The organism is Frigoribacterium sp. R86507 (assembly GCF_044597695.1).
Classification (GTDB): domain Bacteria; phylum Actinomycetota; class Actinomycetes; order Actinomycetales; family Microbacteriaceae; genus Frigoribacterium.
Genome location: NZ_CP139002.1, coordinates 1,872,041 through 1,888,082, shown reverse-complemented (window position 1 = coordinate 1,888,082; position 16,042 = coordinate 1,872,041). Strand labels below are relative to the sequence as shown.

Sequence of the window (16,042 nt, the reverse complement as noted above, 5' to 3'; positions counted from 1 at the left end):
CTACTTCACTTTCTCGCTGGACGCGTCGTACGTGGGGGCGTCAGGTGCGTCCTTCACCGGGCCGATGCCGACGGGCAGTCCGGCCTCGGGGTGGTTCAGGTCGAATGCCGGCGACTCGGAACGGATGCGCGGGATCGACGTGAAGTTGTGCCGCGGCGGCGGGCAGGACGTCGCCCACTCGAGCGAACGTGAGTAGCCCCACGGGTCGTTGACCTCGACCTTGGGCGCGCGACGAGCCGTGATGTACACGTTGTAGAGGAACGGCAGGATCGAGACACCCAGCAACATGGCGCCGATGGTCGAGAGCTGGTTCATCCACGTGAAGTGGTCCTCGGGCTGGTACGTGGCGTAGCGACGGGGCATGCCCATGACGCCGAGCCAGTGCTGCACGAGGAACGTCGTGTGGAAACCGACGAACAGCATCCAGAAGTGGATCTTGCCGAGGCGCTCGTTGAGCATCTTGCCCGTCCACTTCGGCCACCAGAAGTAGAAGCCCGAGAACATGGCGAAGACGACCGTGCCGAAGACGACGTAGTGGAAGTGCGCCACGACGAAGTACGTGTCGGACACGTGGAAGTCGAGCGGGGGCGACGCCAGGATGACGCCGGTGAGTCCACCGAAGGTGAAGGTGATGAGGAAGCCGATGGCCCAGAGCATGGGCGTCTCGAAGGTGACCGAACCACGCCACATGGTGCCGATCCAGTTGAAGATCTTCACACCGGTGGGGACCGCGATGAGCATGGTCATCAGAGAGAAGAACGGCAGCAGGACGGAGCCGGTGACGTACATGTGGTGAGCCCACACCGTGACGGACAGGGCCGCGATCGAGATCGTGGCGTAGACGAGCGTCTTGTACCCGAAGATCGGCTTGCGGCTGAAGACCGGGAACACCTCGGACACGATGCCGAAGAACGGCAAGGCGATGATGTACACCTCGGGGTGGCCGAAGAACCAGAACAGGTGCTGCCAGAGGATGGCGCCACCGTTGGCAGGGTTGAAGACCTGAGCGTCGAAGACGCGGTCGAAGCCGAGCCCGAACAGAGCCGCGGCCAGAACCGGGAAGGCCATGATCACGAGGATCGAGGTGATCAGGGTGTTCCAGGTGAAGATCGGCATGCGCCACATGGTCATGCCCGGGGCGCGCATCGAGACGATCGTGGTGATGAAGTTCACCGAACCGAGGATCGTGCTGAACCCGGTGAGGCCGAGACCGAACACCCACAGGTTTCCACCCAGTCCTGGAGAGAACGTCGTGTCGCTCAGGGGCGCATAGGCAAACCAACCGAAGGACGCTGCCCCCTGGGGGGTGAGGAAGCCGGCGACGGCGATGATCGAGCCGAAGGAGTACAGCCAGAAGGCGAAGCCGTTCAGACGCGGGAAGGCTACGTCCGGCGCACCGATCTGGAGCGGCATGAGGACGTTCGCGAAGCCCGAGAACAGGGGGGTGGCGAACATGAGCAGCATGATCGTGCCGTGCATCGTGAAGAGCTGGTTGTACTGCTCTTTGGTGGCGACGATCTCGAGGCCGGGCGCGAAGAGTTGTGCGCGGATGATCAGCGCCATGACCCCGCCGAGGCAGAAGAAGAGGAACGACGTGATCAGGTACATGTACCCGATGGTCTTGTGGTCGGTCGACGTGATCCAGTTGACGACGACGTTGCCCTTGCGGCCGACCTTCGAGGCTCCGAAGTTCTGGCCGGACGAGGTCCCACCGGTGGTGGGACGGGTGGCGGTGGCTGAGCTCATCGAACCGTGCCTTACTTCTCGGAGTCTTCGGTGCCGGCGGCGTTGGCAGGTGCCTCGGTGCCGGGCTGGTTGGTGTTGGTGTTGTACTGGTCGCCCAGCAGGCCGGTGTTGCCCTCGGCGTCGAGCGTCTGCAGGTACCGGTCGTACTCGGACTGCGAGACGACCTTGACGTTGAAGAGCATCAGCGAGTGGTACTCGCCGCACAGCTCAGCGCACTTTCCGCTGAACGTGCCCTCTTTCTCGGGCGTGAAGTACATCGAGTTGGTCTTGCCGGGGATCGTGTCCTTCTTGTAGAGGAAGTCGATGATCCAGAAGGAGTGGGCCACGTCGCGCGACTTGAGGTCGATCTGCACGGTCTTGCCGACGGGAAGGTAGAGCTCGGGGAGCTGGCTCTCGTCGATCGTGCCGTCACCCAGTTCTTGTGCCTGGATGCCCTGGTAGTAGACGCTCTCGTCTTCGTTCTGCTGGTCGATGTAGTTGAAGTCCCAGGCCCAGCGCTTGGCGTAGACGTCGATCTTCACGTCGGGGCTCGCGGTCGGCGCCTCGATGGCGGCCTGGTCGCGTGCGGTGAAGGCGAAGAAGCCCAGGACGAGGATCAGGGGCACGACCGTGTAGAAGATCTCGATCGGCATGTTGTAGCGCAGCTGGACGGGCAGGCCCGTCTGGCCCTTGCGTCGGCGGTAGGCCACGCACACCCAGATGATCAGGCCCCACACGATGACGCCGACGATCAGCAACACGATCCACGAGGTGACCCAGAGGCCGATGACGCGGTCCACGTGGTTGGTCGTGCCCGCGGTGGTGGGCAGCCACCCCTGCAGCTGGTCGGTGGTGCACCCCGCTAGCACGAGAGCCAGGACGACTGCCATGGGGGCGGCAGCCCAACGAAGACGGCGGTTAGAACGCACTGTTACCTCTCGGATGACACGACAGTGGAGGGTGTTCCCAGTGTTGACGGGGACCTGCCTAGCTTACTCGCAGGTTCGACCCCCCAGCGCACGGCACGCGCCGGAAGCCTCTCGACGTCGAGCGAGAAGACACCGGGACACGCGAGAGGGGACCACCCTCGCGGATGATCCCCTCTCGACGCGCGGCGCGACGCCGCCCCTCGACGATCAGTGGAAGCTGTCGCCGCAGGCGCAGCTGCCCTGCGCGTTGGGGTTGTCGATGGTGAACCCCTGCTTCTGGATGGTGTCCTCGAAGTCGATGGCTGCGCCGTCGAGGTAGGGAACGCTCATCTTGTCGACGATGACCTCGACGCCGTCGAAGTCGACCGTCGCGTCGCCGTCGAGCATGCGCTCGTCGAAGTACAGCTGGTAGATGAGCCCCGAGCAGCCACCGGGCTGCACGGCCACACGGAGGCGGAGGTCGTCCCGACCCTCTTGCGTGAGCAGGCTCTTCACCTTGTCCGCGGCGGTGGACGTGATCGTCACGCCGTGCGCCTTCGCGTCGACGGGAGCGGTTGCGATGTCGGTCATGGTGCCTCCTTCGGGCCGGGTCGAGTGCGGGGCACTCGTCGTCGACCAGTGTAAGCAGCCGGGGGCCGGTTTTGTTCCGGACCCGCGCCTCCCCCTGTCGTCCGGACCCGCGCCTCCCCGGTCATCGCCGGTGCCGAGGAGGCGCGGGTCGCGCCGGTCAGCCCCTCGCGTCGAGGCGCGCCAGCAGGATCGCCTCGCTGAGGATCGCCCGGTGCAGCACACCCAGGTGCTGCGATTCGTTCGGGCTGTGCGCTCGAGTGTCGGGGTCCTCGACGCCGGTCACGAGGATCTGGGCCTCGGGGAAGGTCCGGACGAGGTCGGCGATGAACGGGATCGACCCGCCGATGCCCGTCTGGACCGGCGCCTCGCCCCAGCCCTCGGTCATCGCGACGGTGGCGTCGGCGATGGCCGTGCCGGTCGTGTCCACCAGGAAGGGATCGCCCTGGTCGACGTCGTCGATCTCCACGTGGGCGCCGAACGGTGCGTGCTCACGCAAGTGCGCCTCCAGGGCGGCGTAGGCGTCCTCCGCGGTCTGCCCGGGAGCGATGCGGGCGCTGATGCGGACAGACACCTCGGGGCTCAGCGTGTTGGACGCGTTGGCCACCGAGGGGGCGTCGATGCCGGTCACGGTGATGGACGGCTGCGACCACACCCGGCTCAGGACGGGACCGCGTCCGATGGGGGTCACGCCCTCGAGCAGACCGCTCTCGTCCCGCAGCTGCTGCTCGCTCTGCTCCGGGTGCTCGGCCTCGCGACTCGTCAGCCCGGCCACGGCCACGCTGCCGTCGTCGTCGTGCAGGGTCGCGAGCAGCTTCACCATGGCCAGCATGGCGTCGGGGACCGCCCCGCCGAGCATGCCGGAGTGGGACGCGTGGGCCAGGGTGCGGACGGTCAGGCGGAAGGTCACGTTGCCACGCAGGCCGACGGTGATGGCGGGCACCGTCGTGCTCCAGTTGTCGGAGTCCGCCACGACGATGACGTCGGCACGGAGCTCGTCCTCGTGCTGCACGAGGAAGTCGGCGAAGGAGCGGGAACCGAACTCCTCCTCGCCCTCGATGAACAACGAGACGCCGACGCCGAGGTCGTCTCCGAGCACCTCGTTCACCGCACGGAGGGCCGCCACGTGCGTCATCACGCCGGCCTTGTCGTCGGACGCTCCGCGCCCGTACAGCCGGTCGCCCTTGACCGTCGGCTCGAAGGGAGGGGTGTCCCAGTCGGCGTCGTCTCCCTGCGGCTGCACGTCGTGGTGCGCGTACAGGAGGATGGTCGGCTTGCCGTCCCGAGCCGGACGGCGCGCGAGCACGGCGGGCTGACCGAGGGTTCCGCTGCCACCGATGGGGGCCCTGCTCACGGTCACCTGCTCGAAGAGACCCGTGCCCTCGACGAGGGCGGCGACCGCGTCGGCGCTGTGTCGCACGTGCTCGGGGTCGAAGGCGTCCCACGAGACGGAAGGGATGCGCACGAGGGCGCCGAGGTCGGCGATCGTCGCGGGCAGGCCCGCGTGCACGGCCTCCGCGAGTTCGCTGACAGTACGGGGATCGGTGGGTCGGACGGGATGCTGCGAGTCGCTCATGCAGGTAATCTTAGGAACTCGGACAACCCTGAGGATCTCCCGTGGCCAAGCCAGACAGCAAGACGACCGAGACGACCACCGTCGCCGAGCCCGAGTCGACCGCGGTCGGCAAGGGTCGCCCGACGCCCACGCGACGCGAACGCGAAGCCGCCAACCAGAGGCCCCTCGTCGCTTCGGGCAAAGAAGCCCAGAAGGCGCAGCGTGCCCGTCTCGCCGAGCAGCGTGACCGTGCCCGCGTCGGCCTGGCCAACGGCGAGGAACGCTTCCTGCCCGACCGTGACAAGGGTCCGCAGCGTCGATTCATCCGCGACCACGTCGACGCCCGCTTCAGCGTGGGCGAGGCCATGATCCCCATCATGGTCGTCGTCATCGCCATGACGCTCGTGCAGTCGGCGGCCATCCAGTCGATCACGTTGCTCGTGCTCTGGGGATTCTTCGCCCTCGCCGTCGTCGACTGCCTGATCGTCGGCCGCAGCGTCAACCGCAAGCTCGCCGTCAAGTACGGGGCCGAGAACGTCCGCAAGGGCAACCGGTGGTACGCCGCCATGCGAGCGATGCAGCTCAAGCCCATGCGCCTCCCCAAGCCGCAGGTCAAGCGCGGCGAGTACCCGACCGCCTAGGCGGCACATCGCCCCGGCCGACGAACGGCGTCACCCCCCCGGGGGTGACGCCGTTTCGCGTCGGCGGCTGCATGGACCGAGGTCTCGTCAGGCGGTGGGCCGTCGCCGACGCAGGGCGACGAGCCCTCGGTTGACCTGGCACGCCCAGAGCGGCCCCCGGTAGAGGAAGGCCGTGTAGCCCTGCACCAGCGTGGCCCCGGCGCGCAGTCGTTCGTCGACGTCCTCGGCGCTCGAGACGCCCCCGACGGAGATGACGCACGTCTCGCTCGGGACGGACTCCCGGACGAGCCTCAAGACCTCGAGGGATCGTGTGGCGAGCGGCGCACCCGACAGGCCACCGGCTCCCGCGGCCTCGACGACGGCCCCCTCGGTGACCAGGCCCTCTCTCGACACCGTCGTGTTGGTCGCGATCACGCCTGCCAGGCCGAGCTCGGTGACGAGGGCACCGATGCGGCGAACCCCGTCGTCGTCGAGGTCGGGTGCGATCTTGACCAGCACCGGGGTGTGCCCCGCGGCGTCGCGGACGGCCTCGAGGAGCGGAGCGAGCCTGTCGAGCTCTTGGAGCCCGCGGAGTCCCGGGGTGTTGGGCGAACTGACGTTGACGGCGAGGTAGTCGGCCAAGGGAGCAAGGAGGCGCGTGCTGGCGAGGTAGTCGTCGATCGCGTCGTCGACGTCCACGACGCGACTCTTGCCGATGTTCACGCCGATGACGGGCCGTGACGGAGCTGATCGTGCCCGGCTGAGTTCGAGGGCCGCCGCGTGGGCACCGGAGTTGTTGAACCCCATGCGGTTCACGACGGCGAGGTCGGGCACGAGGCGGAAGAGCCGAGGACGCTCGTTGCCGGGCTGCGGCCGAGCCGTCACCGTGCCCACCTCGACGTGCCCGAACCCGAGCGCGCCGAGACCGGCGATGCCCTTGGCGTCCTTGTCGAAGCCTGCCGCGACGCCGAAAGGTGAGCCGAAGCGGAGTCCGAGCGCCTCGACTGCGAGGGACGGTGCCGGGGCCGTCAGGCGTCCGACGACGCCGGCCAGGCCCAGCTTGGGGATTGCCTTGATGACCCGGAACGCGAGATGGTGGGCGTCCTCGGGGTCCATCTTGGCGAAGACGACGTCGAAGAGGACGCGGTACGGGGTCCTCACTCGTCGACCGACCGGGTGGACGGCGGACGGGACGCGTGCTCTTCGCGCAGTTGACCGATCGAGGCCTCGAAGTCCTCGAGCGAGTCGAAGGCCTGGTACACGCTGGCGAAACGCAGGTACGCCACCTCGTCGAGATCGCGGAGCGGAGGCAGGATGGCGAGTCCGATGTCGTTCGCCTCGATCTGCGACGCACCGCTCGCCCGGACGGCCTCCTCGACCTTCTGCGCCAGGACGGCGAGGTCGCCGTCGGTCACCGGACGACCCTGGCAGGCCTTGCGAACGCCCGAGATGATCTTGTCGCGGCTGAACGGTTCGAGGACGCCGTTGCGCTTCACCACGTTGAGGCTCGCGGTCTCGGTCGTGCTGAACCGACGACCGCAGTTCGGGCACTGCCGGCGACGACGGATCGACGTGCCGTCGTCACTGGTGCGGGAGTCGACGACTCGGGAGTCGGGGTGGCGGCAGAAGGGGCAGAACATGGTGCGGCCAGATTATCGGACGACCGGGACGACGTCGGACGCCCGGGCCACCCGAGAGCCCTACCGCGGGGACGGTACCCGGTTCAGGGGCGCGACAGCCGGGCCGCGACGGCCTCGCCGTGGGCGGGCAGCAGTTCGGCGTTCGACAGCGCCACGAGCCGTTCGGCCACGACTCCGAGGGCCTCGGCGTCGTATCGGACGATCTGCTGGGGCCGGAGGAACGTGAACGCGCCGAGCCCGGACGAGAAGCGCGATTGCCCGCTGGTGGGCAGGACGTGGTTCGAACCGGCGAGGTAGTCGCCCAGGCTGACGGGCGTGTCGGGCCCCACGAAGATCGCTCCGGCGTCGGTGATGTCGGCCAGGACCGCGTCGTCGTCGCGGGTCTGCACCTCGAGGTGCTCGGGCCCGTAGGCGTTGCTGAAGGCGGCGGCCTGCCGCAGGTCGTCGACCAGGACCACCGCCGATTGGCGACCGGAGAGGGCGGTCCGGACTCGGGCGGCGCTCAGGGTGCGGGGCACGAGCCGGGTCAGCTCGGCGACGACGGCCTCTCCGAAGGCGGCTGAGTCCGTCACGAGGACGGCCGAGGCCTCCTCGTCGTGCTCGGCCTGGCTGATGAGGTCGACGGCGACCAGCGTGGCGTCCGCCGAGTCGTCGGCGATGACGAGGATCTCGGTCGCGCCGGCCACCGAGTCGATGCCGACTCGACCGCGCACGAGCTGCTTCGCCGCGGCGACGAAGTTGTTGCCGGGACCCGTGATGACCTGGACCGGCTCGAGTTCGAGCTCGGGCACGCCGTAGGCGAGCGCACCGATCGCTCCGGCACCACCGATGGCGTACACCTCGTCGATTCCCAGCAGGCCGGCGGCACCCAGGATGACCGGGTGGACTCCCCCGCCGTGCTCGCTCTGCGCGGGCGACACGAGGGCGATCGACGACACTCCCGCCACCTGTGCGGGGACGACGTTCATCACCACGCTGGAGGGATACACGGCCTTGCCGCCTGGGACGTAGACCCCGGCGCGCGTGACGGGTTGCCACCGCTGCTCGATGACGGCTCCCGGGGCGGGGCGGGTCGTGGTCGGCGCCGGGACCTGGGCGCGGCTGGCCTGCGTGACCCTCGCGATCGACTCGACCAGCGCCTCCTTGACCAAGGGGTCGAGGGCCGCCACGGCGTCGTCGATGGTCTGCGTCGCGACGCGCAGCGTGTCGGGACGGACGCCGTCAAAGCGTGCCGCCTGGTCGCGCAGGGCGGCGGCACCCCGCTCACGGACGTCGTCGACGAGACGCCGGGCGGCGTCCGTCGCGGCGCCGACGTCGGCGTGGGACCGCGGGACGAGGTCGAGCAGCTGGGCGTGGGTCGGCGCGAGACCGCGCAGATCTGTGGTCTGGATCATGGCCCGTCCAGCCTAGTCAGTAGGGTCGGGAGCATGACGGACGACAACGCGACGACCTCGCGGCCCGACGACTCCCTCGAGGTGTTCAAGGACGCCTTCCGACGCCACGCCGCCGGCGTCGCGATCGTGACGGCGCGAGACGGCGACGGCGCCCCGGTCGGGTTCACGGCCACGTCACTGGCGTCGCTGGCCGCCGTGCCGCCGCTCGCGACCTTCAACATGGCCAGGACGGCGAGTTCGTGGCCCGCCCTCACGGAGACGGACCAGGTCATCGTGCACCTGCTCGGCCTGCGCAACCGGGACCTCGCCCGACGCATGGCGGGTCCCGCCGCCGAGCGCTTCGCCGGGGACCACTGGACCGACGGGCCGAACGGAGTGCCGCTGCTGACGGGTGTGACCGCCTGGATGACCGGGACCGTCGTCGAGCGGTTGCCCGTCCACGGGAACGCCGTCGTGGTCGTGCGCATCGGGACGGGCGGCGTCGGCGAGGACGACGACGCCCTGCTGTACCACGACCGACGGTACCTGAGGCCTGTACACCTCGACGACTGACACCGGGCACACCTCACGACGGCAGCCGGGTGCCGACCACCTCACACGAGGCAGCCGGGACCCAGCAGGCTCTTGAGTTCGCCGAACAGGTCGGCCGTGACGTCGACCGGCATGGGGATCTCGAACACGCGGGCGGCCTCGCCCTTGACGAGTCGGAGACGGACCTCGGTGCCGCCGGCGTGACGACCGAGCACCGCCGCCAGTTCGGTGACCGTGTCGTGCGTGGCCCGGTGTTCGGGCATCTGCAGGAGCAACGGCCCGTGGTTCACGCCGACGCCCAGGTCGGGCATGAACATGCTCGCGGCGTGCATGTTCATGCCGTCGTCGCGGACGCTGACCCGGCCCTTGAGCACGATGATCGAGTCGCCGACGAGCGACGGCCCGAACTCTTGGTAGGTCTTGCCGAGGAACATGGCCGAGATCTCGCCTCCGAAGTCCTCGACGGTGATGATGCCGTAGGGGTTGCCCGAGTTGCGCGCGACGCGGTGCTGCACGCTGGTGATGAGCCCGGCGATCGTGACCGTCTCGCCGTCGATCGTCGCGGGGTCGCTCGCCAGGATGTCGGTGACCGTCGTCTGGGCGTGCTTCGCCAGGGGCAGCTCGAGACCGGCGAGCGGGTGGTCGGAGACGTACAGGCCCAGCATGTCTCGCTCGAACGCCAGCTTGTCGCGTTTCGACCACTCGGGACGTTCGGGCACGTGCTGGACGTCCTGGGGCTCGTCCCACAGCGAGTCGAAGTCGAAGCCGACCTGGCCGTTCGCCTCGGCGCGCTTCTCGCTGACCGCGGCCTCGACGGCGGATTCGTGGATCTCGACGAGGGCACGCCGCGTCGACCCCAGCGAGTCGAATGCTCCTGCCTTGACGAGCGACTCGACGGTGCGCTTGTTCGCCACGGGCAGCGGTACCTTGCGCAGGAAGTCGTGGAAGGAGGTGAACGCACCCTCTTTCTTGCGCGCGGCGATGACGTGGTCGACCACGTTGAAGCCGACGTTGCGCACGGCCCCCATGCCGAAGCGGATGTCGTCGCCGACGGCCGCGAAGAACCCGATGCTTTCGTTGACGTCGGGCGGCAGCACCTTGATGCCCATCCGGCGGCACTCGTTGAGGTAGAGGCCCAGCTTGTCTCGGGAGTCCCCCGTGCTCGTGAGCAGGGCGGCCATGTACTCGGCCGGGTAGTGGGCCTTGAGGTAGGCCGTCCAGTACGAGACGACGCCGTACGCGGCCGAGTGCGCCTTGTTGAAGGCGTAGTCGGAGAACGGCAGCAGGATGTCCCAGAGCATCTTGACGGCATCGGGCGAGAACCCGTTGTCGAACATGCCCTGCTCGAACCCGGCGTACTGCTTGTCGAGCTCGGACTTCTTCTTCTTGCCCATGGCACGTCGGAGGATGTCGGCCTGACCCAGCGAGAAGCCGGCGACCTTCTGGGCGATGGCCATGACCTGCTCTTGGTAGATGATCAGGCCGTAGCTGGTCGAGAGGATCTCTTGCAGCGGCTCTTCGAGCTCGGGGTGGATCGGGGTGATGTCTTGCGCGCCGTTCTTGCGCAAGGCGTAGTTCGTGTGCGAGTTGGCGCCCATGGGGCCCGGCCGGTAGAGCGCGATGACTGCCGAGATGTCCTCGAAGTTGTCGGGCTTCATCAGGCGGAGGAGCCCACGCATGGGCCCGCCGTCGAGTTGGAACACCCCGAGCGTGTCGCCGCGCCCCAGCAGTTCGTAGGCTCCCCGGTCGTCGAGCTCGAGGTCTTCGAGCACGAGGTCGAAGCCACGGTTCGTCTTGATGTTGTCGAGGGCGTCGTTGATGATCGTGAGGTTGCGCAACCCCAGGAAGTCCATCTTGATGAGGCCCAGCGACTCGCAGGCCGGGTAGTCAAACTGAGTGACGATCTGACCGTCTTGCTCGCGCTTCATGATCGGGATGATGTCGATGAGCGGATCGCTCGACATGATGACCCCGGCGGCGTGCACACCCCACTGGCGCTTCAGCCCCTCGAGGCCGAGCGCCGTGTCGAAGACGGTCTTGGCCTCGGGATCGGACTCGACCACGGTGCGGATGTCGCCGGCCTCTTTGTAGCGCTCGTGCTGCTTGTCGAAGATGCCGGTGAGGGGGATGTCCTTGCCCATCACGGCGGGGGGCATGGCCTTGGTGAGCTTCTCACCCATGCCGAAAGGGAACCCGAGCACTCGAGAGCTGTCCTTCAGGGCCTGCTTCGCCTTGATGGTGCCGTACGTGACGATCTGGGCGACACGTTCGTCGCCGTACTTCTCGGTGACGTACTGGATCACCTCGCCGCGACGACGATCGTCGAAGTCGACGTCGAAGTCGGGCATGGAGACGCGGTCGGGGTTGAGGAACCGCTCGAAGATGAGACCGTGGCGCAGCGGATCGAGATCGGTGATCCGCATGGCGTAGGCGGCCATCGAGCCTGCCCCCGAGCCACGGCCCGGCCCGACCCGGATGCCGTTCTCCTTCGACCAGTTGATGAAGTCCGCGACCACGAGGAAGTAACCGGGGAATCCCATGCCGGTGATGACGCCGATCTCGTACTCGGCCTGCTTGCGCACGTCGTCGGGGATGCCCGCCGGGTAGCGGTACACGAGACCCTTCTCGACCTCTTTGATGAACCAGGTCTCTTCGGTCTCGCCCTCGGGCACCGGGTAGCGCGGCATGTAGTTGGCCGAGGTGTTGAACTGCACGTCGCACCGCTCGGCGATGAGCAGCGTGTTGTCACAGGCCTCGGGGTGGTCGCGGAAGAGGTGTCGCATCTGCTGGGCGGACTTGAGGTAGAACTCGTCGGCGTCGAACTTGAACCGGTTCGGGTCGTTCAGCGTCGAGCCGGACTGGACGCAGAGGAGTGCCGCGTGACTCGTGGCATCGTGCTCGTGCGTGTAGTGGAGGTCGTTCGTCGCGACGAGCGGCAGGTCGAGATCTTTCGCCAGGCGCAGCAGGTCGCCCATGATCTGGCGCTCGATGCCGAGTCCGTGGTCCATGATCTCGGCGAAGTAGTTCTCTCGGCCGAAGATGTCGCGGAAGTCGGAGGCCGCCTTGAGCGCCTCGTCGTACTGGCCGAGCCGCAGGCGGGTCTGCACCTCGCCGCTCGGGCAACCGGTCGTGGCGATGAGACCCTCGGAGTACTGCGACAGCAGTTCGCGGTCCATGCGGGGCTTGAAGTAGTAGCCCTCGAGCGAGGCCCGGGACGAGAGGCGGAACAGGTTGTGCATGCCCGTGGTGTTCTCGGACAGCAGGGTCATGTGCGTGTACGCACCGGAACCCGACACGTCGTCGCGTCCGCCGTCGCCCCATCGCACGCGCGTCTTGTCGCCCCGGTGCGTGCCCGGCGTGATGTACGCCTCGGTGCCGATGATGGGCTTGACGCCCGCCTCGGTCGCGGTCTTCCAGAAGTCGTAGGCGCCGAACACGTTTCCGTGGTCGGTGACCGCAACCGCGGGCATTCCCTGCGCCGCGGCCTCGGTGACCAAGGGCTTGACCCGGGCCGCACCGTCGAGCATCGAGTACTCGCTGTGCACGTGCAGATGGACGAATGAGTCTTTGCTCGAGGCCACAGGGCTCCTCGTCTGGTGGTGGATCTGGCGACTAGGGGAACAGCCTAACTCCGACGGAGGACATCGAGAGCGTGCTGCAGGTCGGTGGGGTAGGTCGACCGGTACACCACCGGCTCACCCGTCCCGGGGTGACGGAAACCGAGCTGTACGGCATGGAGCCACTGTCGGGTGAGACCGAGCGTCGTCGAGAGCGTCGGGTCGGCCCCGTAGGTCGCGTCACCGACGCAAGGGTGTCGCTGGGCCGCCATGTGGACCCGGATCTGGTGGGTCCGCCCCGTCTCGAGGTGGACCTCGAGCAACGAGGCCGACGGGAACGCCTCGACCGTCTCGTAGTGGGTGACCGACGGCTTGCCGTCGACGACCACCGCGAATTTCCAGTCGGACGACGGGTGGCGTCCGATGGGCGCGTCGATCGTCCCGGTCAACGGGTCGGGGTGTCCCTGGACGACCGCGTTGTAGATCTTCTCGACGGTCCGTTCACGGAACGCCTGCTTGAGCAGCGTGTAGGCCCGCTCGGTCTTGGCCACGACCATGAGTCCGCTGGTGCCGACGTCGAGGCGGTGGACGATCCCGGCCCGTTCGGACGCACCAGAGGTCGACACGGTGAAGCCCGCGGCGGCGAGCCCGCCGAGCACGGTCGGGCCCGTCCACCCCACCGAGGGGTGAGCAGCGACGCCGACGGGCTTGTCGACGACGACGATCTCGTCGTCGTCGTGCACGACCGCCATGCCCGGTACGTCGACCGCGACCACGGCGGGGGCCTCGCGTGGTGACCACGTGACGTCGAGCCACGCACCGGCCTCGAGCCGGTCCGACTTGCCGACGGTGCGACCGTCCACCGTCACCCCACCCGAGGCCGCGACCTCGGCCGCGAAGGTACGGCTGAAGCCGAGCAGCTTCGCCAGGGCGGCGTCGACCCGCTCGCCGGCGAGCCCGTCGGGCACCGGGAGGGCACGCGTCTCGCTCACGTGGTGCTCCGGCGGTCGGCAGGAGGCGCGGCGTCGGCAGGAGCGCTCGGCTCACCGTCACGAGTCGTCGGCCGGCCGTCCGGCGCCGAGTCGGCCACCGGAGAACCGCCGTCGAGCCCGTCCTCCACCGAACCCCGAGCCTTCTTCGTGCTCGGTGTGCGCGTGCCGTCGAGCCCGATGCCCAGCAAGGTGAGCAGGAGGAGCAACCCCATGCTCGAGACGATGAAGACGTCCGCCACGTTGAAGATGGCCGGCAGGAGGGAGGGGAAGTAGATGAAGTCGATGACGTGCCCCTGCCCGAAGGAGGGCTCACGGAGCAGGCGGTCGGTGAGGTTGCCGAGGGTACCGCCGAGCAGCATGCCCAGCATGATCGACCAGGCCAGCGATCGGATGCGCCGGGCCACGATCAGGATCGCGACGGCGACACCGGCGGCGGCGATCGAGAAGATCCACGTCGAGCCGCTCGCGAACGAGAAGGCGGCACCGGGGTTCTTGACGAAGTGCAGTTGGAAGAACTCGCCGACGACGTCGACGGACCCGCCTTCGACGAGAGTGCGGGTGACCAGCAGTTTGGTGCCCTGGTCGAGGCCGTAGGCCACGACCGCGACGAAGGCCAGCGTCGCGAGAACGCGGACGCTGGCCTTCGTGGTGGGCTTGTCGCTCGACAAGACCTTAGTTCGAGCCGAAGCCCTGGGCGCTGGCCGGAGTCGACCGGGCGGCCTCACCCGTGCCGTCGCCGTCGAGCTCGTGGAGCTGGCCTTCGATGTAGCTCTTGAGCTTGGAGCGGTAGTCACGCTCGAACGACCGCAGGTCGTCGATGCGACGTTCGACGCTCGAGCGCTCGGTGTTGAGGCGGTCGAGGATCTCGCGCTGCTGGGTCTCGGCGGCACCGACGATGTCACGCGACTTCGTCTCGGCCTCGGCGACGACCTCGCGCTGACGCGCCTCGCCCTCGGACACGAGTCGTGCGGCGGTGGCGTGGCCTTCGGCGATGAGCGCGTCGCGCTTCTCTACACCCTCGCGGACGTGCTCTTCGTGCAGACGGCGTGCAAGCTGCAGCAGGCTGTTGGTGCTGCTGGTCTCGTCGGCCTCGGACACGGCCGGGGCCGAGTAGGCGGGAGCGGACGCCACCGCGGCGGGGGCCGCGACGACGGGCTCGGGCTCGACGACCGGTTCGGGCTCGACGGCCTCGGGAGCCGAGGCGGGAGCCGGTGCCGACGCAGGAGCCGGCGCGCTGGCCACCGGGGCCGACACGGGGGCGGCCTGCGTCACGGGGGCCGACTCGCCCGACGAGAGGCGCTGACGCAGCTCGTCGTTCTCCTGGTTGAGACGTCGCAGCTCGGCGACGACCTCGTCGAGGAAGTCGTCGACCTCGTCCTGGTCGTATCCCTCGCGGAACTTCGTCGGCTGGAACCGCTTGTTGACTACGTCTTCCGGCGTCAAAGCCATTGCCGTCACCTCGTGCATCTGTTGGATCGTGTGATCGTGGTCTGTGTCGTTCTTCTACACCGTAGAGGAACGGGACCCGGTCGGGCCGGGGTCGTGCCGTTCGGGCGCTGCAGTGAGCCTACCCTGTCACTCGCCGACGACGTGGTCAGCCGAAGGTGCGGAGCCCGGAGGCGACGCTCATCAGGATGATCACGGCCAGCATGATGATGCTCCAGCCGAAGTCGAGTGCCACCGAACCGAGCCGCACGGGCGGCAGGATCTTGCGCACGCGACGGATGGGCGGGTCGGTCACGGTGTAGGCCACCTCGGCCAGCACGAGAACCGGCCCTCGGGGCCGCCAGCCGCGACTGAACGACTGAGCCAGGTCGAGCACGAAGCGCGCCCACATGAGCAGGAAGAAGATCAGCAGCACGTAGTACGCGATCGTGGCGATCAGGTAAGTGATCATCGGGGGGTCATCAGCTCACACGAGTCGGCGCGAGGGGACTCGCGGGCGGGCAGGTCGTCACGTCGACGCGGAGAAGCCGCGACGACGGACTCGTCACGACTGGGCGAAGAACGACGCTTCGATGTCGGATTCTACCTCAGCCTGCTCGCCGCTCACCGCGATGTGCGCCGGTGACAGAAGGAAGACCTTGTTGGTCACGCGCTCGATCTTGCCGTACAGGCCCTGCGAGAGTCCGCTCGCGAAGTCGACCAGACGACGGGCGTCAGCCTCGGTCATCTGCGACAGGTTGATGATCACCGGGATGCCGTCACGGAAGCTCTCGGCGATCGCCTGGGCGTCCTTGTACTCGCGGGGGTGGACCGTCAGGATCTCGTTCATGTCGTGGGGCACCGTGTTCTTCGGGGGCGAGGAGCGACGCAGGGGCGTCACGGGGGCGCGGGTGGGCGCGGGGGCGGCAGTGGGTGCCGAATGGACCGGGGCGACGGGAGCCGGAGCCTGAGCGGCCGCCTGCGGTCGCGACGACTGCTGGGGCTGCGCTCGCTCGTGGGGCTGCTCGTCGTACTCGAGCTCTTCGTCGGCGAGGCCCAGGTAGACCATCGTCTTGCGCAGCGGGTTGGCCATGGTGTTCCTCCGAG

At 68.2% G+C, this 16,042-nt stretch carries 15 protein-coding genes; 2 read left to right on the top strand and 13 right to left on the bottom strand.

Features of this window, described 5'->3' with window-relative positions; genetic code table 11:
• The 4 genes from ctaD to SJY14_RS08945 all read right to left on the bottom strand — a co-directional run bounded on the left by ctaD (window position 1) and on the right by SJY14_RS08945 (window position 4,797).
• Entirely contained in the window at window positions 1–1,746 is a 1,746-nt protein-coding gene (ctaD, locus tag SJY14_RS08960; RefSeq protein ID WP_082059957.1) for a cytochrome c oxidase subunit I, read from the bottom strand.
• An 11-nt stretch (window positions 1,747–1,757) separates the two neighbouring features.
• Complete coding sequence (gene coxB, locus SJY14_RS08955) at window positions 1,758–2,615, bottom strand: cytochrome c oxidase subunit II (RefSeq protein ID WP_173207425.1); 858 nt, start codon at window positions 2,613–2,615, stop codon at window positions 1,758–1,760.
• 246 nt (window positions 2,616–2,861) lie between these two features.
• Window positions 2,862–3,224, bottom strand: a complete 363-nt coding sequence (gene erpA / locus SJY14_RS08950; protein WP_043594936.1) for an iron-sulfur cluster insertion protein ErpA — start codon at window positions 3,222–3,224, stop codon at window positions 2,862–2,864.
• 157 nt (window positions 3,225–3,381) lie between these two features.
• Window positions 3,382–4,797, bottom strand: coding sequence for a dipeptidase (locus tag SJY14_RS08945; RefSeq protein ID WP_396598732.1), 1,416 nt, complete (start codon window positions 4,795–4,797; stop codon window positions 3,382–3,384).
• Between the two features lie 41 nt (window positions 4,798–4,838).
• On the opposite strand from SJY14_RS08945, the gene SJY14_RS08940 reads away from it, so the two are divergent.
• Window positions 4,839–5,417 carry a DUF3043 domain-containing protein gene (locus SJY14_RS08940; RefSeq protein ID WP_396598731.1) on the top strand — a complete coding sequence of 193 codons (579 nt, stop codon included), beginning with the start codon at window positions 4,839–4,841 and terminating at the stop codon, window positions 5,415–5,417.
• Between the two features lie 87 nt (window positions 5,418–5,504).
• Here the strand turns inward: SJY14_RS08940 and SJY14_RS08935 are convergent, their stop codons facing one another.
• The 3 genes from SJY14_RS08935 to hisD all read right to left on the bottom strand — a co-directional run bounded on the left by SJY14_RS08935 (window position 5,505) and on the right by hisD (window position 8,430).
• The gene (locus SJY14_RS08935) at window positions 5,505–6,557 is read right to left on the bottom strand and encodes a quinone-dependent dihydroorotate dehydrogenase (protein WP_396598730.1); all 1,053 of its coding nucleotides are present in this window, start codon (window positions 6,555–6,557) and stop codon (window positions 5,505–5,507) included.
• Window positions 6,554–7,036, bottom strand: a complete 483-nt coding sequence (nrdR, locus tag SJY14_RS08930; protein WP_071253248.1) for a transcriptional regulator NrdR — start codon at window positions 7,034–7,036, stop codon at window positions 6,554–6,556. Before nrdR ends, SJY14_RS08935 begins: the two co-directional genes overlap by 4 nt.
• Before the next feature lie 83 nt (window positions 7,037–7,119).
• A complete protein-coding gene (gene hisD / locus SJY14_RS08925; protein ID WP_396598729.1) occupies window positions 7,120–8,430 on the bottom strand; it encodes a histidinol dehydrogenase in 1,311 nt (436 codons plus the stop codon).
• 33 nt (window positions 8,431–8,463) lie between these two features.
• On the opposite strand from hisD, the gene SJY14_RS08920 reads away from it, so the two are divergent.
• Window positions 8,464–8,982, top strand: a complete 519-nt coding sequence (locus SJY14_RS08920) for a flavin reductase family protein (RefSeq protein WP_396598728.1) — start codon at window positions 8,464–8,466, stop codon at window positions 8,980–8,982.
• A 41-nt stretch (window positions 8,983–9,023) separates the two neighbouring features.
• Here the strand turns inward: SJY14_RS08920 and dnaE are convergent, their stop codons facing one another.
• From dnaE to SJY14_RS08890, 6 genes are all read right to left on the bottom strand, one after another.
• Window positions 9,024–12,488 carry a DNA polymerase III subunit alpha gene (dnaE, locus tag SJY14_RS08915; RefSeq protein WP_071254552.1) on the bottom strand — a complete coding sequence of 1,155 codons (3,465 nt, stop codon included), beginning with the start codon at window positions 12,486–12,488 and terminating at the stop codon, window positions 9,024–9,026.
• A gap of 98 nt (window positions 12,489–12,586) precedes the next feature.
• Window positions 12,587–13,510 carry an RluA family pseudouridine synthase gene (locus tag SJY14_RS08910; protein WP_071253241.1) on the bottom strand — a complete coding sequence of 308 codons (924 nt, stop codon included), beginning with the start codon at window positions 13,508–13,510 and terminating at the stop codon, window positions 12,587–12,589.
• The gene (gene lspA, locus SJY14_RS08905; RefSeq protein ID WP_396598727.1) at window positions 13,507–14,178 is read right to left on the bottom strand and encodes a signal peptidase II; all 672 of its coding nucleotides are present in this window, start codon (window positions 14,176–14,178) and stop codon (window positions 13,507–13,509) included. Before lspA ends, SJY14_RS08910 begins: the two co-directional genes overlap by 4 nt.
• A 4-nt stretch (window positions 14,179–14,182) precedes the next feature.
• Complete coding sequence (locus tag SJY14_RS08900; RefSeq protein ID WP_396598726.1) at window positions 14,183–14,959, bottom strand: DivIVA domain-containing protein; 777 nt, start codon at window positions 14,957–14,959, stop codon at window positions 14,183–14,185.
• A gap of 145 nt (window positions 14,960–15,104) precedes the next feature.
• Window positions 15,105–15,407: a YggT family protein gene (locus tag SJY14_RS08895; protein WP_071253237.1), complete on the bottom strand. Its 303-nt coding sequence runs from the start codon at window positions 15,405–15,407 to the stop codon at window positions 15,105–15,107.
• 93 nt (window positions 15,408–15,500) lie between these two features.
• Window positions 15,501–16,028, bottom strand: a complete 528-nt coding sequence (locus SJY14_RS08890) for a cell division protein SepF (RefSeq protein WP_054146793.1) — start codon at window positions 16,026–16,028, stop codon at window positions 15,501–15,503.
• Window positions 16,029–16,042: the final 14 nt, after the last annotated feature.